Below are 23213 nucleotides of genomic sequence, written 5' to 3'. Positions count from 1 at the left end.
TATAATGAAGAATTGGCAATTATATAAATTAATGGATTTGATTGAAGAAATTAAAAAAGTGGATGCTATGCTTAAGTTGCATTCTTCTTTAGATGATTCTGATTTTATGTTAAGTCAATATCAAGCTCGTAAAGATAAGCTTATTAGCTACTTAATTGATGATCTGGTATCCTCAACTGTTATTTCTTCCAGAAGTTTTTTCACAATTAAGCTTTTACTCGATAAGTTCTACCCTAATTTATCGAAAGATACAGGGAAAGAGGAATTTAATTCAGAAGACTTATCAACTTTAGAATCCAAGATTTGTCAAATGTAAATTAAGGTACTTATTTAGGCATATAAAGAAACCTTTATCAATAGTCCGACACACTATTGATAAAGGTTTCTTTATTTTATAGAATTATGGGTAACTTCTATATAAACACATAGGTTCTTAGCTAAGAAACATTAAATCGCCAATGGATATTATCTGCTGATAACTAACTACTAATCACTAACTACTAACTACTAAAACTATATCCAGAACTTCTTCTGCTTAATATAATTCTCAACATCATCTGGTACCATATAGGTAATAGATTTATGCTGGCGCACGCAATCGCGAATGAGGGTAGCCGAAATATCCAGCATAGGTGCCGGAATAAATTTTATTTTAGGATGATCTTTCAGGGAATAGGGCGGCGTGCCCGCCCGGGGATAAACGTAAACTTCGAAATATTCTAAGATGCGTTCGTAGTTTTTCCACTTCGGAAAAAAAGGCAAATTATCTTCGCCAATAATTAACACAAACTCGTAACCGGGATATTTATCCTGCAGGTAAGTTAACGAATCGATGGTATAACTGGGGCGGGGCATCCGGAATTCTACATCCGAAACACCCAGGCGGTCATTTTTATCTATGGCCAGCGATACCATGTGCAACCGGTCGAACTCGTGCAACAGGCTGCTGCTTTTTTTGAAAGGATTTTGCGGCGACACCACGTACCAAACGGCACTTAAATCGGTGTTATAAGCCATATAATTACCTAAAATTAAATGGCCCATGTGAATGGGATTAAAGGAGCCAAACAGCAGCCCAACCTTCATGCTTATACCTTAACTTTTGGGCTATGAATAAATTCCGAAACCAATTGCTCGGCCTGCCGAAAAGCATCTTCCAGGTTTTCGTTTACAATAACCGCATCAAACTTATCTTCAAAACTCATTTCGAATTTAGCTTTAAATATACGGCTCGAAATACTGGACGCAGAATCGGTTTGGCGGGCCTGCAAGCGCTGGCCTAATACTTCCAGCGAAGGCGGCTTTACAAATATGGCTAAAGCCCGGTCTTTATAAAATTCTTTAATTTTTAATCCGCCTTTTACGTCCACATCCAGAATAGCCGTTTTGCCGTGGCTCCAGATGCGCTCTATCTCGGATTTAAGCGTGCCGTAAAAAGCGCCTTCGTAAACTTCTTCCCATTCTACAAAGGCATCCTGCTCTATTTTCTGGCGAAATTCTTCGGGCGTTATAAAATAATAGTCTTTCCCGTTTACTTCTGCGCGGCCCCGTTTATCGCGGGTACAAGCCGAAATAGAAAATTCTAACTGCGGATTAGTATTTAAAAGATGTTTTACTATAGTGGTTTTGCCGGCGCCGGACGGGGCCGTAAATAAGATAATCTTACCTGGCATCAGAAATTAGGCGGTAGTTTTTATAACCGATTGGATGGAAGACAACAAATTGGTGGGCACTACTTTGCGCTGAATATTTTCGCGCAAAAATCTTTTTAATTGCTCGTGCTTCTGGTGAGCCGCAAAGCATTCCTGGCAAGTTTCTACGTGCGAGAAAAAATAGGTCCTATCTTCCTCCGTGGCTTCACCGTCAATAATTATATCCAGCAGCGATACTATCTTCTCGCAATCTGGATTGCCACCACTATTGGCAGATACTTGGTTGGGTTTTGTAGCGATTGTCTTCATACCTTAAGGTTAGTTATTCGTCATTATCTTCTTCATTGTTATAGCCCATTGTTTTGGCGTATCCTTCTAATTTTTCTTTCAGGAAATTCCGGGCCCTATGTAAACGGGAACGAACCGTTCCAATAGGAATATCCAGAATTTTTGCCATTTCTTCGTAAGTAAAGCCTTCTAAATCACAAAGAATGATCACAGTCCTGAAATCAACAGGTAATGAATTCAGCGCGCTCGCTACTTCATCGCCTATTAGTTCCTGCACACTTTGGGAGCGCATATCCGAGGTGGAGGCAATTTCCGCATCGTTGTCGTTTCCTTCGGTGTTATAGTAACTTTCTACTTCACTATAATCAACTTTGGCCGGTTGTTTACTCTTTTTCCGGAAATCGTTAATAAACGAATTCTTGAGTATCCGGAACAGCCAGGCTTTGGCATTAGTTCCTTGTTCGAAATATTCGAAGAACCGATAAGCCTTCAAATAAGTCTCCTGAACCAGGTCATTGGCATCGTCTTCGTCTAAAGTTAACCGAAAAGCAAAGTTATACAGCGGATCAATGATGGGCAAAAGCTCCGCCTCGAACCGGGCATCTTTCTCTTCTTTGGTTAATTGACTTCCTCTTTGGTCGCTCATTTGGCTAAATCTGTACTTTAAGGTTATGTAAACAGATTTCTATACGCAAATTAACAAAAATATATTGCAGCTCTAATACATTTTTTACCCCTAAGTGCGGTTAATACTGATTTTAAAGAAGGTAAGTTTTCTTTAAATATTTAGGAATAATAATCGCCGGCTCAAAAATACTTTTGCTAACCCGGTATAAAAATTTTGATTACGTAAAAACCTTAAATAAATCTGGTATTACCCAAAATAAATTAAAGCCATTACTTTTGCACACCTGTAGGCCTAACCAGGTAAAAACCAATATGCATTTTATAACCGCCATTATTCCTTGTAAAAACGAAGAAGCAAATATTGCCGAGGCTATCCAATCGGTGAGTTGGGCGGATGAAATATTGGTGGTAGATTCTTACAGCACCGACCGCACCGTAGCCATTGCTAAACAATTTGGGGTAAAAGTGCTGCAGCGGCCTTTTGATACCCACGCCCGCCAGAAGAACTGGGCCATAGACCAGGCCACTCATAATTGGATATTTTTATTAGATGCCGACGAAAGGGTGCCGGTAGCGCTATCGGTAGAAATAAAAAATATATTGCAAAACCAGGAAAACCCTACTGTTGCTTACTGGATTCGCCGGCAGAATTATTTTATGGGCCAGCAGGTGCGGTACTGCGGCTGGCAATACGATAAAGTAATCCGGCTGTTCCGGCGCGATACCTGCCGCTATCCCGAGGTACAAGTACACGAAGAAATAAACGCCACCGGACCCGTAGGAACTTTACAAAACAAGCTGATTCACCATACGTACCGGGGCTTACGGCAATATTTAGAAAAATGGGATTATTATACCTGGCTTTCGGCCAAAGACCGGAGCCAGAAAACCAAGCGGGTAACGCTTTACCATTTAGCCGTAAAACCAATAATCCGCTTTTTCCGGCATTATATCTGGTTTAGGGGTTTTCTGGATGGCAAAGTAGGTTTTATTATTAGTTACATGGCAGCGGTAAGTGTATTTATGCGGTACCTGAAGTTATGGCGGCTGCAGGAAGGAGAAAAATAAGCAAGGAGCATGAAGGTATTACATTTAAGTTCGGAGAAAACCTGGCGCGGCGGCGAGCAGCAAATTGCTTACCTCCTATCGGAACTGGTAACGCACAACGTACAAGTTTTTGTTGCTTGCCGCCGCCATTCGGCCTTTGAAACTTACTGCCGGCAACAAAATATTCCGCACCTTTCTCTGCCCTTCGCCAACGAGTTCGATTTGGTTACGGCCTTGCAGCTTAAAAAATATTGTAAGCAAAACAAAATAGATTTGGTGCATGTGCATAGCGCCCACTCCCATGCCCTAAGTGTATGGGCCGATTTATTAGGTAATAATTTACCTATAATCCTTAGCCGGCGGGTCGATTTTCCGGTAAAAAACAACTGGCTCTCGCATTACAAATACAACTACCCAGGTATCCGGAAAATAATCTGCGTATCAGATAAGATAAAAGAAGTAATGGCGCCCGACCTGAAACAACCGGAGAAGCTGGTAACCATCCACAGCGGCATTGATTTAAGCCGGTTCGAAGAAAGTTACCGCAACGGCAAATTACACGAAGAACTGGATTTGCCGCTCAGTAAATTTTTAATTGGCAATGTTTCGGCCATTGCCCCGCACAAAGATTATTTTACGTTTGTAGATACCGCCGCCCAATTAATTAACCAGGATTTAGAAGCAAAATTTCTGATTATTGGCGATGGTCCTTCGCGCCCCGAAGTTGAAGCGTATGTAGCCCAGAAGAACATGCAGAAACACATTCTGTTCTTAGGCTTCCGGCAAGATATTCCCGAAATATTACCCGAACTGGATGTTTTTCTGATTACCTCCGAAACCGAAGGTTTAGGCACCACCATCTTAGATGCTTTTGCCTGCCGCGTACCCGTAGTAGCCACCGCCGGTGGCGGCATCCCCGAAATTGTAAAAAACAACCAAACCGGTATGTTAGCCGCCGTTCGCGACACCGATATGCTGGCTACCCATGTCCTCAACGTCCTCACCATCGATTCGCTACGTTCTAGGTTAGTTACCAACGCTACCGAGTTTTTAAACGGCTTTACAAAAGAACAAACTGCCCTTAAAACGTTGGCTGTTTACCGGGAGGTATTAGGAAATAATTAAATTTTAAATTTGATATCAGGCAATATTAAAAAGAGGTTTAAGTAATCTATTCCTGTCATTCAAGAGGAAACTATTTAGCAGATAACCAACAAGTTTCCTCCTGAATGACAGGAATGGACACCATAGCCTTTTAAACAGTTTAAGAGTTAATATTTTTATCATCAGTTAATTTTTTGTTATGCAACCGCTGGGTAAAATATTGGCTCTTACCTGTACCAACATCACACCCTAACATGAAAAAATTAATACGCTTTGCTTTACTAAGCATGATTGGCTTAAGCACTTTTAGTTGCACCGAGAAAGAAGATTTACTCACCGGAGACCTAATTAGCCTTTGTGTAAATGGTAAAATAATAGATTACAATTGCGGCCGAAACCCGGTTGTACAAGTATTAACACCCGGTATAAGAATAGGGGTTAAGGTGCCGGTTGGAGATGGCACACAAGAAGTAGAAAATGTGGTGCAGCTAAATAATTTGCCACCTGAATTCAATCAACCTGGAAAAACATTTTACTTTACTATCCGGCTCGCAAAAGAAGCAGAGAAAGATTCGGGACCTTGCGCGGCCATTTATGTACCATATAATGTTCCGCAGATGATGGTAAAAAGCGTTTCGGAACTACCCTGCCCGGATAACTCAGATGATTGGGACGATTGGGATTAAAAAGAGAAAGCCAGGCAAATACCTGGCTTTCTCTTTTTAGAATTCTTTTCACCATGTCAGGTGTTATCACCTGACATTATTTAATCTGAATAAAGTTCTTTAATGGCCGATAATATTCTGGCAAACTATTATCCGTACAGCATCAAAGAGAAGTGTCAGGTGATAACACCTGACACGGCGGGAATATTACCAAGTGATATTATTCCAAAAATCAATATAAATAAAACAGAAAAGCCAAGCAAATGCCTGGCTTTTCTGTTTTATTTATGTAATCCACAAAAATTAATAACGGTAATATTCTGGTTTGAAAGGACCTTGAACATCTACGCCAATGTAGCTGGCTTGTTTTTCGTTCAGTTCTTCCAGTTCTACGCCAATTTTAGCTAAGTGCAGGCGCGCTACTTTCTCATCTAAATGCTTAGGCAAAGTGTAAACATTGTTTTCGTAAGCAGCGTTGTTGGTCCATAACTCTAACTGAGCCAATACCTGGTTAGTGAAAGAGTTAGACATTACAAACGATGGGTGACCGGTAGCACAGCCTAAGTTTACCAAACGACCTTCGGCCAGTACAATCACGTTTTTGCCATCGATGGTATACATATCTACCTGCGGTTTGATTTCGTCTTTGGTACTGCCGTAGTTATTGTTTAACCAAGCCATATCAATTTCGTTATCGAAGTGACCAATGTTACAAACAATCGCTTTGTCTTTCAAGGCGCGGAAATGCTCCTCGCGGATAATATCGCAGTTACCGGTAGCAGTTACCACAATGTCGGCTTCTTTAATAGCAGTTTCCATTTTCCGAACGGCAAAACCATCCATAGCGGCTTGTAAAGCACAAATTGGGTCAATTTCGGTAACAATTACGCGGGCACCAGCACCGCGCAACGAAGCAGCCGAACCTTTTCCTACGTCGCCGTAACCAGCTACTACCGCTACTTTACCGGCCATCATCACGTCGGTAGCGCGGCGGATAGCATCTACTAAAGATTCTTTACAGCCGTATTTGTTATCGAATTTAGATTTGGTAACCGAGTCGTTGATGTTGATAGCGGGCAGTGGCAAAGTGCCAGCTTTCACGCGTTCGTATAAACGGTGTACGCCAGTAGTAGTTTCTTCCGAAATACCTTTAATATCAGCAGCTAATTCGGGGTAACGATCCAGTACCATGTTGGTTAAATCACCGCCATCGTCCAGAATCATGTTTAAAGGCTTACGGTCTTCACCGAAAAATAAAGTTTGCTCAATACACCAGTCAAACTCTTCTTCGTTCATGCCTTTCCAGGCGTAAACCGGAATACCGGCAGCAGCAATAGCAGCCGCAGCGTGGTCCTGGGTAGAGAAAATATTACAAGAAGACCAAGTAACTTCGGCACCCAGTTCAATCAAGGTTTCGATTAGTACCGCAGTTTGAATGGTCATGTGCAAGCAACCGGCAATACGGGCGCCAGCCAAAGGCTTGGAAGCGCCAAATTCTTCCCGGATAGCCATTAAACCCGGCATTTCGGCCTCAGCCAATTTTATTTCTTTCCGGCCCCACTCGGCCAGCGTTATGTCTTTTACTTTGTAGTTTACGAAAGTCTCAACCATTGTTTTTATCTTTTTAAGATGCGAATTTACGAAATTAGGTTCTGAACTGCAAAGGCTCATATATACAGACAATTGAATATTATTTCCGGGTTATCCTGGTTCTGGTTAATTTATTTAAAACAAGATAAAACCTATTAAGAACCAGCATCATAACAAAAGTAAAACAAAAGAGTTTAATGTGCACAGAATAAAACTAAAAACTCCGCGCGGCAGAAAACCGGCGGAGTTTTATTCTTACAACAAAAAACAGTTGTTTAATTATTTACGATTACCTGAGCACCCAAAGTATTGGTATTACCGGCTGGTGGCGCTACGTAGCCGCGGGCAAACACCGTGTATATTTTGCCGTTTTGCAAGGCTACGCCGGGTAAATCCAGCACTACGGTATTGGTACCGGCTAATCTTACTTCCAGGTTATAAGTGGTAGCATCTACCGGGGTAAAATCGCTAGCCGATTTAAAACTGCGGTTACTAAACAAAACCGGTCCGTTTTTAACCGCAATATCTACAGCAGGTGCATCCGGCGATAAATGCACAAACCGGACGTGGGCTTTGCCCGAAGCCGGAGCAGTTAAATTATCGTTCAAAACCAAAGCTTCTATGTTAGCCAGGTTGTTAATAGCAAATACCGAATAATTTTTATTCGCCTCCAGGTTAGCATTGGCATTAATAACCGAGGTGGTAGTACCGGCGGCATTTACTTTTAAATTACGCTGTCCGGCCATTACGGCTAGGTAACCCGAATTATTGGGGAAAGTCAACGCGGCAGAATTAACTTTTTTATCATCTACCAATACATCTACGGCTGGCGCATTCGGCGAAGCGTGTACTACCATCACCCGGGCTTGGGAGGTCATCGCATCAGTATTATCGTCGTCGTCACAAGCAGTTAAGAATAAAGCCGGAAAAATTACCAGCGACAAAAGTTTAATCCATTTTTTCATAATCTTATTTTTTAATTAGAAATATTAACAACAAGATTATAACTGGCAGGTAATTATTTTGTTTAATATTTATTTAAAAATTTTAAACAAATTATTTGAATAAATATAAGCTTGCTTTTTTATGGTTAATGATCATTTACATTCAGAACCCGGTTATAAGCGTAATTTTGGGTAGTATTAGGAACTGAAGTTACGCGAGCATAAAAACCAATTAATTTTAAAATCTTTCTACCTAACCCGTATTGCTGTAGCATTCGCAGTAATTAAATAAAATATTCTTTGGGAATAACTATTAGAAATGCGCTTAACTTTAGTGGTAGATTTTACTTAAAATAGCTTAAGCATTATAAAAAAATAAAATGGCCGACGTAAAGCCGCTTACTTTAGCAGAACAGGAATTTATAAAACAACACGAAGAAGAAAATACAGCCCAACTGCTGTTGCAAGGCAAGCAGTTCCGGCATTTGCCTTTAAAAGAACTGGCACATTATATTCAGGCCCGCCAAAAAATAAAGCAAAAGCTACCCACCTGGCACCAGAACTTAAATATTGTTTACCCAAAATCAATATCTGTTGAACAAAGTTCTTCCGAAACAACAGCCGCTTTTAAAGCCAATTTAGTCGCGGGCAATATTTTAATAGATTTAACCGGCGGCTTTGGTATTGATAGTTATTTTTTCTCAAAAAAAGTAAAGCAGGTTATTTATGTAGAACGCTTTCATGAACTGGCTGTTATTGCGGCGCATAACGCCCACGTTTTAGGAGCTGAAAATATTACCTTCCAATCGGCTGAAGCCGCAACTTTTCTGCAAACTTATACCGGCACCGCCGACTGGATTTACCTGGATCCGGCCCGCCGCGACAACCAAAACCAAAAAGTACACCAACTGCCAGATTGCGAACCCAATGTGCTGGAAATATTGCCTTTGCTGTTGCAGAAAGCAGCAAATATTCTTTTAAAAACTTCGCCCATGCTGGATATTCACCAGGCCATTCAGGATTTAGGGCAGGTACAAAAAATATACATAATAGCCGTAGAAAACGAGTGCAAAGAAGTTCTATACCACCTAACAACTGCCGCTAACACCAACCCCGTATTAGTAACCCACAATATATTATCCACCAAAACCGACCAAAATTTTACGTTTAACTACGCCGATGAAGAAAACGCAACTGTAACCTACAGCCTGCCCCAAGCTTATATTTACGAACCCAATGCGGCTATCCTGAAAAGCGGCGGCTTTAAAGCGTTGGCCCAGGCGTATGGGTTAAATAAATTACACCGCAATAGCCAGGTGTATACTTCTGATAATTTAGTTAACAGTTTTCCTGGCCGCGTATTTCGGTTAAAAAATATTAGCCGTTACCAGAAAAAAGATCTCCTGCTGCAACTACCCGAAAAAAAAGCCAATATTACCGTGCGCAACTTTCCCGAAACAGTAGCCCAAATCCGGAAAAAAACTGGCATAAAAGAAGGAGGCAATATTTACCTGTTTGCCACTGCCGATTTAAACCAGAAGCCAGTAATATTGGTTTGTGAGAAAGCTTGAACAGAAAACAATTATTTCTCTTCTATTGAAGAACTTTCAATTATTTGTAATAGCAATTTGACACAGGAGTTATAAGTGTACCCAGCTTATGCGTGGAGTTTCCCGTTATGCGGAGAGACCGCTGGCGCGAACTCTCCGCATTTTTGTAAAGCCAATCTCAGATTGGCGTAAACCAGAAAACTAGCTACACCCACTAGCACTTAAGTTCAAGTAAGCAGTTTACAACTATAGCTACCCACCACAACCCTACTCCCAAAGCTTAACCGCTAAAACTTACTTTGCTTTACTGGTCCATTTGCTACCTTTCACCCGGAAACGCCAGGGCAGCAAAGCATCAGCGCCGGCATAAGCCACCCCTACCCGCGGGCTGGCTATTATTTGTTCATCCGGAATATTTTGTTGCTTGTCTTCGAGCCAGATGAGGTTGCCGGTTAAATTGGTGCCGTAGTGTTTGGTGGTAATGCCTAGCGCCATGGTAACTAACCCAGGACCAGACGTTAATTTGTAGCCGGGGCTGTCGAGCTTGCGCCGCAGCAGCATTTCGGGTATTCCTTCGGTGGGTTCAATGGCCCGGATTAAAACCGCATCTGCTTTATCGGCTACATTGGTAATAATATTAAACAAGTTATAAATGCCGTAAATTAAATAGGTATAAGCCACACCGCCTTCGTGAAACATAATCTCGGTGCGGGCAGTGCGCCTACCCGAATGGGAATGGCAAGCCAGGTCGTTTTCGCCGCAATAAGCTTCGGTTTCCACTATCATGCCGCCGGTTAAAACACCATCAATCCGCGTAAATAAATATTTTCCAATAAGTTCCCGGGCAATCTGCACCACATCTGGGCGGGTATAAAAAGTAAGGGGCAGTTTCGTCATGCAAATAAAAAAGGATAAGCTGCTTAAAAGAATATTCCGGAATACGCATTTGTTGTAGAGAAGATTGTATTTAGCTAATCATCGGGCGTATGCCTGAATAAATATTACCGGTGCGTACAGCATAAACCTACCTAAGGCTAAAAAAGCAATCGCCGCGAACGCGCCAATGTAATTCGCTCCAATATTCTGGTTCTAAACCTTTTTCTGGCAATTGATTAAGCTTAAACAATTGCTCAAACCCAAAAACCAACCGCTTCCGTTTAACCTTTTTATAATTAAGCCGCACCCAAAAACGCCGGCAAAAACAAAACATACAACTATGAAAAATATTAAATTAATATTATTGGGTTTATTATGGTTGGCGGCCTGTTCCGCTCCGGTACGTATTTTAAATACCGATTCGATGCCCGGCTTTGCGTTAACTAACTACAAAACCTTTAATTTTTACGAAGTAACTACCGAATCGGAAAATAACGATGCCGATTATACCAATCGGATTAATATTTTAAAACAAAGTATTCAGCAGGAACTAGCCCGCAAAGGCCTTAGCTTAAACCCAACTAACCCGGATTTGCTCGTTAATATTGGGGTTGTAACCCGCGAGAAAGTACAAACCCGCCAAACCGATTTCCGCACAGATGCGCCCCGCTACATTGGTCAGCGCCGGTATTCCTGGAAAAGTCAGGAAGTAGAAGTAGGCCGCTACCACGAAGGCACGGTTACGGTGCACCTGGTAGACGCCGAGAAAAATTTATTGGTTTGGAAGGGTGCGGCCCAGGCCGTTGTACCTAAAAAAGAAGCGAAACTCCAGAAAACCGTAGAAGCGGGCGTAGCCAAATTATTTACGCAGCTCTAAACAATTATTATTTCTTATAATTTTAATTACCTTTGCCGCCAGATTGGTGATAAATCCGGTGCCTTGCCGGGCTTATCTTAAAAGGGAATCAGGTGTAATACCTGGGCTGTTCCCGCAACTGTAATCTTCCTAAATAGTTAGTTTACTCTTTTAGCCACTGTTCTGTAACCAGAATGGGAAGGCCAAACTAACCGAAGAGAGCCAGGAGACCTGCCATCTGTTTTTTAATTCAAGCTTTCGGGTAAAAAGCGGCGAATGTTTCTGCAGGATATTTTTCTTCTCGTTAACACAGCTCTTTACACCCTGGCTTTTAGTTTAAACTTTTGTTTAAAAAATGGCGCGCTGGGTATATTTTTCTTTTCTGTTCTATTGGCTGGGCCTTCCGGGTGCGCAGGCCCAAACCGATTCGCTGCGCGGCAAAGATTTACGCGAAGTGCAGGTTTTTGGCCAACCCGTTACCCGGTACGCCGCCGGCAGCCGGGTTACTACCCTCGATAGCGCCTTTCTGCACCTGCAAAATAATAGCACGCTCGCCGAAGTACTCCAGTTCCGGACACCTATTTACCTGAAAACTTACGGGCAAGGCATGTTGGCTACCGCGGCCTTCCGGGGTACTTCGGCCAGCCAAACGGCTGTTTTGTGGCACGGCTTTAATATTAACACCCCAACCCTGGGGCTAACCGATTTCTCGATTATTCCGGTTAATAGTTTTAACCAGGCTACTATTCAACACGGGTCGGCTGGGGCAACTTATGGTACGGGTGCTATTGGCGGCGCTATTTTATTAACTTCTTCAGAAGATCAACCCACCGGCTTACAATTGCAGGCGCAACAGGATTTTGGCTCTTTTGGTTACAGTTATACCAGTTTGGGCGGTGGTTACGGCAATGCCAAACTAAACCTGCAAACCAATATTTACCAGCGTCAGGCCCAAAACAATTTTAAATTCCGGAATATTACCAAATTTGGCAGCCCTACCGAAAAACAGGAAAACGCTTCTTTAACTGGCCGCGGATTTACCCAGGATGCTACTTTTAAGCTAAATAGCCGCAACACATTTGGCTTTCACGGTTGGTATGCCTTTAACGACAACGAAAGTCAGCCTAACATGGTAGTTGCCAATACCCACGCCCGCTTGCAAAACGAAAACCTGCGGCTCATGACTTCGTGGCAACACCAATCTGCCCTAGGCAACACCGCCGTAAAGGCGGCTTTTTTTAATGATTTCATGCATTACCAGGACGATAATAACAATTCCGTTACAAAAGTGCAAACGTACCAGGCGCAAGCCGAACACGCGGTATTGCTAAAAGAAAAATTAAGTTTAAAAGTAGGCGGCGAGGCGCAATATTTTGCGGCAGATGTAGCGAGTTATGGTCGGGAAGTTTCGGAAAAACGCGCGGCAATATTTACCTGGCTGCGTTACAATATTTTTCCGCGGCTGCAACTTAGCGCCAACTTACGGCAAGCAATTATCAGCGGCTTTAATCCGCCGCTGGCACCCACGGTAGGTTTTAATTATTATTTAAAGAACAACCCGGTTAATAGTTTAGTCTTAAAAGGAAATATTAGCCGGGGCTACCGGGTATCCACGCTCAACGACCGGTTCTGGCCAACGGGCAACCTTAATTTAATTCCGGAAGCTAGCTGGAGTTACGAGACGGGCTTAAAACATCAGCTTAAAAAAGAACAGCTCCAGATCAGCACCGAAGCCACACTTTACCACCTGGCTGTAGATAACTGGATACAATGGATACCGAATTTAATTGGGCAATGGCAGCCGCAAAATCTGAAAAAAGTCCTTAGCCGGGGCGTAGAACTCAGCACCGAAGTTGCTTACCAGATGCAGACTATTAAATTAACGGCGGGCAGTAATTATGCTTATACCCATACCGAACAACAAAAAAGCTACCAGGCTTCCGGCGAGCCGCTTAACCAACAATTAATTTACGTGCCCAAACACACGGCTACTGCTTTCGGCAATATTTATCATAAAAACTGGCTGGGCTCGGCTAACTTAAATTTTACCGGTTACCGTTATACTACCGCCGAAAACGACCGCTGGCTACCTTCTTTTGCTTTGCTAAACCTGATGGTAGGCAAAACTTTTATGTTTCAACGCTACCAGTTTCAGGTAATAGGTAAAATAAATAATGCCACTAACCAGGTATACCAAACCATGGAATATTACGCCATGCCCCAACGAAACTACGGACTAAGCCTGCGCTTTAAATTTAATTAACCCCCTATATTTTTATTTACGCTTACTAAAATTATGAAAAACCCACACCCTGTTAAACGCTTTTTCCTGCATGTTGTACTGGCAAGCACTGCGCTCTTTTTTACCGCCTGCGATCCCGATTCTAGTCCGGCTGCCCCCAAAGGCGCCTACGAAAAAGGCGTTTTTATTTTAAATGAAGGTAATTTCCAGAAAGGCAACAGCGCCGTTAGCTTTTTCGACCGCGACACAAAAACGGTAGTGCCCGATATTTTTAAAACCGTAAACAACCGCCCGCTCGGCGATGTAGCCCAATCAATGGCCGCGCATAACAATCGGGCTTACCTAATAATTAATAACAGCAATAAAGTAGAAGTAGTAGATATAAATACCTTTGGGAGTTTGGGTACTATTTCGGGCTTGGCCATGCCCCGTTACTTTGCTGCTGTTAATAATAAAGGCTACGTAACCGAATGGGTAAATTACGGCAGTAAAGGCCGGGTTTCGGTAATAGATTTAAATACCACTACCGTAACCAAAACCATAGAAGTTGGCTTAATGCCCGAAAACTTAATTATTTTTAACAACAAAGTTTATGTGGTTAACGGCAGCGAAAATACCATTTCTATCATTAATGCCGGCACCGATGCACTGGAAACCACTGTTACCCTGGCTTATTCGCCGAACAGTTTAGTACTGGATAGGAATAATAAAATTTGGGTGCTGGCCGGCGGTAAAAAAGTTTATAACCCTGATTTTACCGTTAACGAAAGCCAAAGTACGGCGGGCAGCCTCATCCGCCTGAACCCTGTCAATAATGCCATAGAGCTAAATTTACCTTTTGCCTCCCGCAAAGATTCACCGGGCCAACTCAAGATTAATGGCGCTAAAAATATATTATACTACCGCTACGCCGGCAAAATTTACCAGTTCGATATTGCAGCAACTGCTTTACCTACCAATGCCCTCTTAAACCGCAACTTCTATGGCTTAGACGTAGACCCTGCTACAGATCTTATTTACGGCGCCGATGCTGGCTTTTTTACCGCTAACGGCAAAGTTGTTCGCTTTAACCCCAATGGCACGCCTTTAGATTCTTTTCAGGTAGCTATTGGCCCGAATTCTTTTTTATTCCGGTAAAATATTAACCTTAACTAATAAATAATTGCAAGCTTGTTTGTTGTTTTTTGTTGTTTAATGAATAAAAGTCACCTGCTGGGTGGCTTTTGTTTTTCTATTTATTCCAGTTCAATTAACCAGGCCCGGGCTTCGCGTAAATCGCTAAAGACCCGCATCTCAAATATTCCCGCCGCATTGCGGTGCATGTCTTTAGCCGACATTTCGGCCAGGGTGTTAGGCGTAACCACGTGGGCAAAATACCTTAATCCGGCTTTAATGGCTTGCGGCATCCATTCTTTTCTAATCCAGGGATTGGCATGATCTCAGGGGCCCGAAACCTGGCTGTTATCGTTTAAAATGCGACTGCTCTGGTTTTCCTGCAATTTGGCCAGGCAGGCATTGGCCCCTGCTACTACGTTATCAAAAGTCTGGTAGCCTTTCCAGTAATTATAAACCCAATGGTGGCGGTGGTCATACTCCGTCGAAAAGAAAACCACACCCATTGAATTATATAATTCTGTTTTCATGCTGTGCGCTTTTATTTATATAGCTGGTGGCTGACGAAATTTCTCTTGCAAACGATTATAAATAAATATAGGCAATTATCGTTTTTATTAAAACCAGTATAGTTAAAATTTAATTATTATTGGTAACCATGCCCTGCATCCTCCTGGCTGTTTTAAGGCAATATTTCTTAAGACACGATAAGTTATAGACTTAACCTTGATTTATTTGAACAGCTAATTAAATTTGTATAATGAGGTGGCTAAGACTTTGCTTTTTTATAAGCTGTTATATTTTCCTGAACCCAAAAGTTTCCGCGCAAAAAGAAACGAACATCTGGTATTTTGGCCAAAAAGCCGGCCTAGACTTTAGTAACGGTAATCCGGTACCCATTACGCACAGCCAAATGAATACCGAGGAAGGCTGTGCCGTTATTTCCGACAGCGAAGGCAAATTGTTGTTTTATACCAATGGCCTTTACGTCTGGAACCGGAACCACCGCCAAATGCCCAATGGCAATAAATTAATGGGTCACCGCTCTTCTACGCAATCGGCCATTATAGTGCCCAAACCCGGCAGCAGCAATTTTTATTATATTTTCACCACCGATTTGCAATCGCAAGCTTATGGGTTACGCTATTCGCTGGTAGATATGAACCGCCAAAATGGCTTAGGCGACGTAATGGATAAGAATATATTTAAGACTTCGCCTATTGCCGAGAAAATAACGGCCGTTAAACACCAGAACAACCGCGATTTTTGGGTAATTGCGCATAAGTGGAATTCCGATGCGTTTGTTGCTTACCTGGTTTCTGAAAAAGGCGTCAGCATAGACCCGGTAACTACTAATATTGGCACCACTTACCGGGGCAAAGGCAGCGCTGCCATTGGCTGCATGAAAGCCTCGCCGGATGGTCGTAAAATTGGGGTAGCCGTTTGGCGCGATTTTAACCGTTTCGAAGTTTTTGATTTTGATAATGCCTCCGGTAAGTTATCGAACCGCATAACCATAGAGCCTTACCCCGAAGCGTATGGCCTGGAGTTTTCGCCGGACGGCAGTAAATTATATGGCACTACCAACGGCATTGCCGGCGTAGATCCGCAGCTCTGGCAATTTAATTTAAATGCCGGCAATAAATTAGCCATTAATAATTCGGCCATTTTAATTGCTACTTCCCAAAGCGATAAAATTGGGGCCCTACAACTAGCCCCCGACGGTAAAATTTACCTGGCCCGCCAAGACCAGAATTATTTGGGCGTTATTCATTTGCCTAATGCCGGAGGTTGGTCGTGCCGGTACGTAGATCAGGGCCTTTCGCTGGGAGAACGAAAATGTAAGTTGGGTTTACCTAATTTTGTTACGAGTTACTTCAGCCACTTACATAAAGCCCCGGCGGAGTAGACCCAATATTCGTTTAATAAATATTCATTTTTATTCTCCACTGTAAAGATTTATGTAATTTTCAGCAAATATTTAATTTGTTTATGACTAATACCCCTATCGAATAAAAAATGTACTTAAAAACGAATTTTGGTCATCCTGAGCTTGTCGAAGGATCTATAACAGCATTGTAAATTAAAATCAGCTATTTCGACAAGCTCAATAGGAGTACAATAATGTAAGCACATTAACCAATTAATAGTAGTATAATATCTAAAACAAAAGACACTCCGCTTGGTAAAACGCTTTTACGTTGATCAGTATGTAGACCGGATTTTGGCAGGTGACCGGGTGGTATTGAGCCGGGCTATAACATTGGTAGAAAGCACGTTGCCCTCTGACCAGGAATTAGCCCAAAGCGTCATAAACCGGCTGTTACCCCATACCGGCAATTCTGTGCGGCTGGGTATTACCGGCTCGCCGGGCGTAGGTAAAAGTACTTTTATTGAGGCTTTCGGCAATTATTTAATTCAGCAGCAAAATAAAAAAGTGGCGGTTCTGGCCGTAGATCCCACCAGTCAGCGTTCGGGCGGCAGTATTCTGGGCGATAAAACCCGGATGGCTTCCCTGGCAAATAATCCCGCTGCTTACATCCGGCCTTCGCCAGCCGGTAAGTCGTTGGGTGGCGTGGCCCGTAATACCCGCGAGGCACTCTTGCTTTGCGAAGCCGCCGGCTTTAACGTAATTATTATTGAAACCGTGGGGGTGGGCCAATCCGAAACGGCGGTGCACAGCATGGTCGATTTTTTCCTGTTATTGCTTTTAGCCGGTGCGGGCGACGAACTGCAAGGTATTAAGAAAGGCATCATGGAAATGGCCGACGGACTAACCATTACCAAAGCCGATGGTGATAATTTGCAAAAAGCCAAAAGTGCCCGCGCCGAGTACCAGCACGCACTGCATTTATTTCCGTCTAATCCCTCGGGCTGGAATCCGCGGGTAACGCTTTGCTCTGCCCTCGAAAACACGGGCATTGATGCTATCTGGCAAATGATGCAGGAATATTTAACCTTAACCCAAAACAGCGGCCATTTTGAGCGCAAGCGCAAAGAACAAAACCTGCACTGGCTACACCAGACTATCCGCCATGCCCTGGAAGAAAAGTTTTTCAATAATAAATTAATTCAGGAAAAATTACCCAACCTGGAGAAAGGCGTTGCGGAAGGCCAAATAACCCCATTTAAAGCCGCAAACGACCTACTAAAATTATTCTGAAAATTGGCGAACAGCCAGCTACATTAATTTAGTGTGAGAAAGCCAGTAGATACAGCGCAAACTACACGAGGATATATTATACCAAATTGCTTAAATCCCTTTATAAAGTTAAATCTCTACTGTCATATTAGAAAGCGCTATTTTGTAAAGGCTTTTACAGGCAACTGGCAGTAAAACCAATAGGGCCTACTTTGCTTTCTAAACAAAAGATCCTTTCAGGATGACAACGATGTTACTTTTATAAGATAATAGGTGGTAAATGCTATTTTGTATTGTCCCTAAGTTTAAATCGGAAAAAGCAGTAGCTACGAAGCAGCCTACATCAGTTTGGGCGATGAGGGCCTTTCAGGTTTCCGGTGCGCAGCATTCCGACGGAGGAGGAAAGGAAAGATGAGCAGCCCGAATGACCAAACGGGGCCCTGCGGCCGGGAGCAAACTTAGACCTAAAATATTGGTTAGCACCTCAGCCTTGAAAGATGGAATCTTTCAAAAAGAGAGTTAACAAATTATGTTAGCTACAGCTAAATAAATTGAGGTTCAAGTAATCCACACCTGTTATTCAGGAGGAACCTATTTAGTAGATAACCAAATAGGTTCCTCCTGAATGACAGGTGTGGACTCCAGAAACTGATAGGAAGTATATAATTAATTTTGAGTAACACCAGTTAATAACTTCCTTGTATTACCTTTTCTCTTTTAAAGTAACTTTAGCCAAACGGCAAATACCACCCAATGGCGGATTAAACTTATAAACGTTAATCTTTACACCTTTTATCAACGGAAACTTAGCGTAAATCCGATCAATAATTCGGTGAGCTAAATGTTCCAGCAAACGCGCCGGTTTGGTCATTTCTTCGAGCACCAGTTTATAAACCACTTCGTAGTTAACCGTTTGGTGTAAATCGTCGGTTTCAGCGGCAGCATGTAAATCGGTGTAGATAAATACATCTACCCCGTATTTATTGCCGATTTTTTGTTCTTCGTCGTAAAAGCCATGAAAGGCAAAAAATTCCATGCCTTCCAGCGCAATTCTGCCCATGCCTGAATTATTCGAAATCGTCGAAGAAAGAACCGCCGGCTAATGCTTTTTCTCTAACCGGCCGCGGATTATTCGCTAAAGTGCTGGGTTGCGGCTGGGTATTGGGCGGCTGTATTTCCGGGGTTTCGGGTTGCACCGGCTGAATATCTGGCATAGGCCGTTCAATTCTATCGGGCTGTATTTCCGGAATATCCGGACGCGGACGCTCAATTTCGGGCGCCGGCACATCGGGTACCGGTGTTGTAGGCGAAGGAATTTCCGGTTGAATAGGTTGAATTGGTTGAATAGGTTCGATACTGGCTACTACGGTGGGGGCTGGCACTTCTTTTACAATCACTGGTTCCGGGGCTTTCTTAGGTGCCTCAACGGGTGCCGGGGTATCTGTAATCGCCGACGGTACATCTTGGTATACCCGCTCCAAATCTTCGCGTTTTACTTTAATATTGGCGGCTTTGGCCAAAATGCTCGAAAGCGTTGGCCGCGGCTTAGCTTTATTTTTTTCTACTTTTTCCAGGGCATCGGTAGCCAGGTTACTCAGATCGCGCAATAAATTATCGAGGTAACTTTCGAGGCGCTGGTGCTCCTGCTCCAAGGTTTTTACTTCCTGCTGCATTTCCGAAACCGCTTTGTCCGATTGGCTGTAAGCATCTTCTATAATATTGCGGGCTTTTAAGCGGGCATCGTTTAGCAGTTGCTCCGATTTTAATTGAGCCTCTCTAACTTGTAAAGTGGCCTCTTTGGTAGCCTGCTCCACCAAATTATTGCCGGTATCTTCGGCGGTTTTTAAGGTGCGGTAAAGCGTAGATTCTACCTCCTTCATTTTCTGTACTTCTTTGGTCGTCGATTCTAATTTAAACCGTAACTCCTTATTTTCGTCCTGCAATTTTTCCCATTGCTGCGATAAAGTTAGCAAGAAAGCATTTACTTCGTCTTTATCTAATCCCCTGAAAGCTTTCTCAAAGGTCTTTTGCCGAATCTCTAATGGTGTTATTTTCATACCTCAAACTAAAATTTATATCCCAAACCGAAATAGTACGATCATCGCTACACGAAACTAACGAATTTACCCGAGCCGGCCAAAATAATTTATTCACCGAAGTACCGTGCCCGGCGTGCCGCGCTTTGTCAATTACCTTTAACAACCGGAACGTGCGGGCATCCCAGATTTTCACCGATTTATCCATGCTGCAAGTTGCAAAGTACTGACCATCAGGACTAAACACAATATTATTAATGGTAAATAAATGGGCAATAATAGAGGCATATTCCTGGTAAGCCTGGTTAACCTGCCAAACTTTTAAATGCGCATCGCGGCTGCCGCTTAATAAATACTGGCCATCGGGGCTATAAACTACGGTAAATACCGAATTGGTGTGCCCTTCCAATTCCTGCTTCAAAGCCAGCGTTTTGGCATCTAAAATCCGGATAATATTATCGCTGTAGCCCACGGCCAGTTCGTCGCGATCGGTATTTACCGCAATGCTCCGTACACTTTTGGTGCTGTACTGTATCGTTTGCTGTACTTGAAAGTCCTGGCTATCCAGCACCGTTAGGGTGCCATTGGTGGTGCCCACGTATATTTTTTGTAAATGAGGCGCATGGGCAATATCAAAAAATGCACCGCCGCTTATAGCAATTGATTTTATTATTTTTTTACCGGCTACATCCAGTACCTGCAGGCCATTTTGGTTGTGGCCTACCAGCAGCAATTTGGTTTCGGGCAGCCACCGCAACGCGTACACCGAGGTAGAAACACGGGCTATTAATTCGCCTTGCTCCGGGTTATCCAGGTTCCAGGCCACCACCATGCCATCGCCGCCCGTCGAATAAAAAATATTGGGTTGTTCGCCGGGTTCCAGGGTATAAACGCAATCCTGGTGACCGGTTAAGGTGGCTACTTTCTGAACTGTAATGGGACTCCCCATAATAATTTTAAAGCTTTTAAAACCAAAATAATGGTTTAAAGGTACGGCAATAACTTAAAAGAAGTGCAATATTTACCTATCCGAAAATATTGCCTCTCCGGAAAAGGTTATTTATTAAGAGTAAAAAAATTGCCATGGCGCTGCTGAACATCCGGGAAATAAACCCGACTACTTGTATAGGTTTTTGGGAAATTTCGGAAACGCCGGAATGTTTGCGCGAAAATTTACTAAACCTGACCAGCAACAACCTGTTTATTCCGGAATTTGCCAGTGTTACCCGCCAAACCCAGTGGCTCAGCAGCCGGATTCTGGCTTATACGTTGCTCCGGAAATTCACTAATAATTTTATTTCCCTGGAAAATAACGATTATGGCAAACCCGGTTTTGAAGACGAAGCTTACCAAATTTCGATTACCCACAGTCACCGGCACGTGGCGGTTATCTTATCGGTTGAGTACAAAGTTGGCATAGATATTGAAATTATTAGCCCAAAGGTTTTGCGCGTGGCCGATAAATTTATGAATAGCACCGAAAGCAACGATGCAGCCGGCGACTTACATAAAACGTTGGTTTACTGGAGCGCCAAAGAAACTTTATATAAATTATACAGCAAAAAACAACTTATTTTTAAAGACAATATATTAATAGCGCCATTTGCGCTACAACCTGCCGGAACCTTAAACACCCGGATTAAAACTTCAGATGCTGAAAAAGCCTACACCGTACATTACGAAAAGCCTGAAGAATATATTTTAACCTATTGCGTAGGCGAGCAAAACCATATAATTTAAAACCATGAAATATTTTCTACTGCTACTATTAACCATAACTACTTCCGGTTCTTTGCTGGCGCAAGGCCTCGGAATTGGTCAACCGGTGAAAGACTTTACCATTCTGGCCGATTACAGCAATACCAAAGCCGTGGCGGTAATATTTTTAAACCAGAGTTGCCCCAACTCGCGGCTCTACGAAAACCGGTTAAGCCAACTGGCAAGTAACTATGCAGCCAAAGGTGTAACTTTCTTATTTATTAACCCCGCTATTAGCATGGAAGAAGGCAACAGCGCAGCCGGCGGCAATACCAACTTAAAACTTTTGCCGGATAACGGCCAGAAAATAAGCCAGCAGTTTGGGGCCACCAAAACGCCCGAAGCCTTTTTGTTGCAAAACGTAAACGGCAGCTTTGTTTTAAAATATAAAGGCGCTATTGATGATAATCCGCAACTGGAAAGTTCGGTAAAAGAACCTTATCTGCGCAATGCCCTGGATGCTGTACTAGCAAATAAGGCCGTTGCGGTATCTGAGAAGCGGGCGTTGGGTTGTATGATAAAACGATTTTAACCCATATAATACTATCAACAATTGGTTAATGCGCTTAAGTTATTGCTGTCATGTTGAGCCTGTCGAAACATCTAAAATGCTGTTATAGATCCTTCGACAAGCTCATAATGACCAATAATGTAAACTTAAGCGCAGGTTTTGCTTTATAATGGTATAATAAAAGCTAAAACAAAAGCGGCCACTGTAAATTACAGCGGCCGCTTTTGTTTTATTTAAGCTTGTTTATTAATATTTATTCTTCATCTTCGGTGTTTTCCGAAGCTGGAGTTTCCGGTGTGCTTTCGTCGGTGATGCTATCCAGCAATTTATTTACTTCCACGGCTTTTTCGGCTTCATTCATTTTCTCGAACGATAATGCCAGGTTGCGCAAAGCCCGTTTTACAATATCCAGGTTAGAACAAGGTTCGTAAAAAATATCCACCGGGTTCAGGTTTAGTTGCAGAATATAATTATCAATATCGCCCTTGGAAAGCATTAAACCTTTGTTGTACACGTTTATATAAAACTGAAAGTTTTCTTGCTTGTAAGTTAAAATAAACAAGTTGGGCAGGTTTACACCGTAAATGGGCAAGCCCAGTTTTTGCGCAATGGTTAAATAAATTACGCAAAGGGTTAGCGGGTTGCCGCGCTTGGTTTCCAGGGCCAGGTGCAGCATAGAATTGGCCGGCGAATGAAAATTTTTAGTATTGGCCGAAAATTTATAAACCTTAAACAAGACGTGGTTCAGCGCCTTTATCTGATCATAAGGGTGCATATCGGTGCGCACGTGCAGCCAGGCCTCGTAATAAATCTGGTCGAGGGTTTTATTAATATTCTCCAGCGAAGCATCAGGATACTGGTAGCTGTTCACCAGCCACATGCCTTCGGTTAAGTTAGTCGCGCCGGTTTCTTTCCAGTTTTTAAATTTACTTGTGAGACCATCGTACTGCAGTTTATGAATCAGCTCTTCAATTTTCTTCTGCACCTCGGGGTTTATGCTCGATTCCCATTCTTCTTCCAGGTACGGAATAATGGGCTCGCCCAGCGACACAATTTTTTCCTCTACGTGCGAAGCTATATGTTCGTCTTCATCCTCCAGCAAGGAAATTAATGCCTTTATTTCTTTATTTGTCACGCTTAATGCTACTTTTAAAAAGTTTAATAATTATCCGAAAGGGTGAAGTAATATTTAGGTCTGAAAAAATTTAAACC

Annotated in this window: 25 protein-coding genes and 1 riboswitch; of the genes, 12 read left to right on the top strand and 13 right to left on the bottom strand. The window is 42.7% G+C overall.

All coding sequences use genetic code 11. The annotated features are described in order from the left end of the window. The first annotated feature begins 4 nt into the window (after window positions 1–4). Window positions 5–316 (top strand): hypothetical protein, encoded by a 312-nt coding sequence (locus F0145_RS04220; protein ID WP_150087054.1) that lies wholly within the window; start codon window positions 5–7, stop codon window positions 314–316. Between the two features lie 197 nt (window positions 317–513). Here F0145_RS04220 and nadD read toward each other — a convergent pair whose 3' ends face one another. From nadD to F0145_RS04200, 4 genes are read right to left on the bottom strand one after another with little or no spacing between them, the layout of a single operon-like run. Continuing rightward, on the bottom strand, window positions 514–1086 hold the full coding sequence (gene nadD / locus F0145_RS04215; protein WP_150087053.1) for a nicotinate (nicotinamide) nucleotide adenylyltransferase: 573 nt from the start codon (window positions 1084–1086) through the stop codon (window positions 514–516). Between the two features lie 2 nt (window positions 1087–1088). Beyond that, on the bottom strand, window positions 1089–1673 hold the full coding sequence (gmk, locus tag F0145_RS04210) for a guanylate kinase (protein WP_150087052.1): 585 nt from the start codon (window positions 1671–1673) through the stop codon (window positions 1089–1091). A 6-nt stretch (window positions 1674–1679) separates the two neighbouring features. Beyond that, complete coding sequence (locus tag F0145_RS04205; RefSeq protein WP_150087051.1) at window positions 1680–1961, bottom strand: zf-HC2 domain-containing protein; 282 nt, start codon at window positions 1959–1961, stop codon at window positions 1680–1682. Window positions 1962–1974: 13 nt separating this feature from the next. Then, entirely contained in the window at window positions 1975–2586 is a 612-nt protein-coding gene (locus F0145_RS04200; protein WP_150087050.1) for a sigma-70 family RNA polymerase sigma factor, read from the bottom strand. Between the two features lie 293 nt (window positions 2587–2879). Between F0145_RS04200 and F0145_RS04195 the strand changes: the two genes are divergently transcribed. The 3 genes from F0145_RS04195 to F0145_RS04185 all read left to right on the top strand — a co-directional run bounded on the left by F0145_RS04195 (window position 2880) and on the right by F0145_RS04185 (window position 5404). Continuing rightward, window positions 2880–3635: a glycosyltransferase family 2 protein gene (locus tag F0145_RS04195; RefSeq protein WP_150087049.1), complete on the top strand. Its 756-nt coding sequence runs from the start codon at window positions 2880–2882 to the stop codon at window positions 3633–3635. Window positions 3636–3644: 9 nt separating this feature from the next. Further along, window positions 3645–4739 carry a glycosyltransferase family 4 protein gene (locus F0145_RS04190; RefSeq protein ID WP_150087048.1) on the top strand — a complete coding sequence of 365 codons (1095 nt, stop codon included), beginning with the start codon at window positions 3645–3647 and terminating at the stop codon, window positions 4737–4739. A 233-nt stretch (window positions 4740–4972) separates the two neighbouring features. Continuing rightward, window positions 4973–5404 carry a hypothetical protein gene (locus tag F0145_RS04185; protein ID WP_150087047.1) on the top strand — a complete coding sequence of 144 codons (432 nt, stop codon included), beginning with the start codon at window positions 4973–4975 and terminating at the stop codon, window positions 5402–5404. Between the two features lie 282 nt (window positions 5405–5686). On the opposite strand, the gene ahcY is transcribed toward F0145_RS04185, so the two are convergent. Then, complete coding sequence (ahcY, locus tag F0145_RS04180) at window positions 5687–6994, bottom strand: adenosylhomocysteinase (protein ID WP_190277467.1); 1308 nt, start codon at window positions 6992–6994, stop codon at window positions 5687–5689. 254 nt (window positions 6995–7248) lie between these two features. Then, window positions 7249–7938, bottom strand: a complete 690-nt coding sequence (locus F0145_RS04175; RefSeq protein WP_150087045.1) for a DUF4397 domain-containing protein — start codon at window positions 7936–7938, stop codon at window positions 7249–7251. A 359-nt stretch (window positions 7939–8297) separates the two neighbouring features. Here F0145_RS04175 and F0145_RS04170 point away from each other — a divergent pair, with 359 nt between their 5' ends. Beyond that, a complete protein-coding gene (locus F0145_RS04170) occupies window positions 8298–9488 on the top strand; it encodes a THUMP-like domain-containing protein (protein WP_150087044.1) in 1191 nt (396 codons plus the stop codon). Window positions 9489–9761: 273 nt separating this feature from the next. On the opposite strand, the gene F0145_RS04165 is transcribed toward F0145_RS04170, so the two are convergent. Next, window positions 9762–10364: a DNA-3-methyladenine glycosylase gene (locus tag F0145_RS04165; protein WP_150087043.1), complete on the bottom strand. Its 603-nt coding sequence runs from the start codon at window positions 10362–10364 to the stop codon at window positions 9762–9764. A gap of 319 nt (window positions 10365–10683) precedes the next feature. On the opposite strand from F0145_RS04165, the gene F0145_RS04160 reads away from it, so the two are divergent. From F0145_RS04160 to F0145_RS04150, 3 genes are all read left to right on the top strand, one after another. Continuing rightward, window positions 10684–11220, top strand: a complete 537-nt coding sequence (locus tag F0145_RS04160) for a DUF4136 domain-containing protein (RefSeq protein ID WP_150087042.1) — start codon at window positions 10684–10686, stop codon at window positions 11218–11220. A gap of 31 nt (window positions 11221–11251) precedes the next feature. Beyond that, a riboswitch (cobalamin riboswitch) is annotated at window positions 11252–11452 on the top strand. Between the two features lie 102 nt (window positions 11453–11554). Continuing rightward, window positions 11555–13462: a TonB-dependent receptor gene (locus F0145_RS04155; protein ID WP_150087041.1), complete on the top strand. Its 1908-nt coding sequence runs from the start codon at window positions 11555–11557 to the stop codon at window positions 13460–13462. Window positions 13463–13495: 33 nt separating this feature from the next. After that, complete coding sequence (locus F0145_RS04150) at window positions 13496–14578, top strand: DUF5074 domain-containing protein (RefSeq protein WP_150087040.1); 1083 nt, start codon at window positions 13496–13498, stop codon at window positions 14576–14578. A gap of 98 nt (window positions 14579–14676) precedes the next feature. Here F0145_RS04150 and F0145_RS26075 read toward each other — a convergent pair whose 3' ends face one another. Both F0145_RS26075 and F0145_RS04145 read right to left on the bottom strand, forming a co-directional pair. Then, entirely contained in the window at window positions 14677–14847 is a 171-nt protein-coding gene (locus F0145_RS26075; protein WP_190277466.1) for a hypothetical protein, read from the bottom strand. A gap of 33 nt (window positions 14848–14880) precedes the next feature. Beyond that, on the bottom strand, window positions 14881–15084 hold the full coding sequence (locus F0145_RS04145) for a hypothetical protein (RefSeq protein ID WP_150087039.1): 204 nt from the start codon (window positions 15082–15084) through the stop codon (window positions 14881–14883). A gap of 230 nt (window positions 15085–15314) precedes the next feature. Between F0145_RS04145 and F0145_RS04140 the strand changes: the two genes are divergently transcribed. After that, window positions 15315–16463 (top strand): YncE family protein, encoded by a 1149-nt coding sequence (locus F0145_RS04140; protein ID WP_150087038.1) that lies wholly within the window; start codon window positions 15315–15317, stop codon window positions 16461–16463. A gap of 273 nt (window positions 16464–16736) precedes the next feature. Continuing rightward, the gene (gene meaB, locus F0145_RS04135; RefSeq protein WP_150087037.1) at window positions 16737–17717 is read left to right on the top strand and encodes a methylmalonyl Co-A mutase-associated GTPase MeaB; all 981 of its coding nucleotides are present in this window, start codon (window positions 16737–16739) and stop codon (window positions 17715–17717) included. Window positions 17718–18399: 682 nt separating this feature from the next. On the opposite strand, the gene folB is transcribed toward meaB, so the two are convergent. From folB to F0145_RS04120, 3 genes are read right to left on the bottom strand one after another with little or no spacing between them, the layout of a single operon-like run. After that, on the bottom strand, window positions 18400–18756 hold the full coding sequence (gene folB / locus F0145_RS04130) for a dihydroneopterin aldolase (RefSeq protein WP_150087036.1): 357 nt from the start codon (window positions 18754–18756) through the stop codon (window positions 18400–18402). 7 nt (window positions 18757–18763) lie between these two features. Next, window positions 18764–19753 (bottom strand): DivIVA domain-containing protein, encoded by a 990-nt coding sequence (locus F0145_RS04125; RefSeq protein ID WP_150087035.1) that lies wholly within the window; start codon window positions 19751–19753, stop codon window positions 18764–18766. Then, on the bottom strand, window positions 19713–20681 hold the full coding sequence (locus tag F0145_RS04120) for a WD40 repeat domain-containing protein (RefSeq protein WP_150087034.1): 969 nt from the start codon (window positions 20679–20681) through the stop codon (window positions 19713–19715). The genes F0145_RS04125 and F0145_RS04120 overlap by 41 nt, the downstream gene beginning before the upstream one ends. Window positions 20682–20815: 134 nt before the next feature. Between F0145_RS04120 and F0145_RS04115 the strand changes: the two genes are divergently transcribed. Continuing rightward, window positions 20816–21472, top strand: a complete 657-nt coding sequence (locus F0145_RS04115; RefSeq protein ID WP_150087033.1) for a 4'-phosphopantetheinyl transferase family protein — start codon at window positions 20816–20818, stop codon at window positions 21470–21472. Between the two features lie 4 nt (window positions 21473–21476). After that, window positions 21477–22022: a thioredoxin-like domain-containing protein gene (locus F0145_RS04110; RefSeq protein WP_150087032.1), complete on the top strand. Its 546-nt coding sequence runs from the start codon at window positions 21477–21479 to the stop codon at window positions 22020–22022. A gap of 232 nt (window positions 22023–22254) precedes the next feature. On the opposite strand, the gene F0145_RS04105 is transcribed toward F0145_RS04110, so the two are convergent. After that, window positions 22255–23136 (bottom strand): transglutaminase-like domain-containing protein, encoded by an 882-nt coding sequence (locus tag F0145_RS04105; protein WP_150087031.1) that lies wholly within the window; start codon window positions 23134–23136, stop codon window positions 22255–22257. Between the last annotated feature and the right edge of the window lie 77 nt (window positions 23137–23213).

The organism is Adhaeribacter rhizoryzae (assembly GCF_008629685.1).
Taxonomy (GTDB): Bacteria; Bacteroidota; Bacteroidia; order Cytophagales; family Hymenobacteraceae; genus Adhaeribacter; species Adhaeribacter rhizoryzae.
The sequence above is the reverse complement of the archived record's forward strand: the minus strand, read 5'-3'. Positions and strand labels throughout refer to the sequence as shown.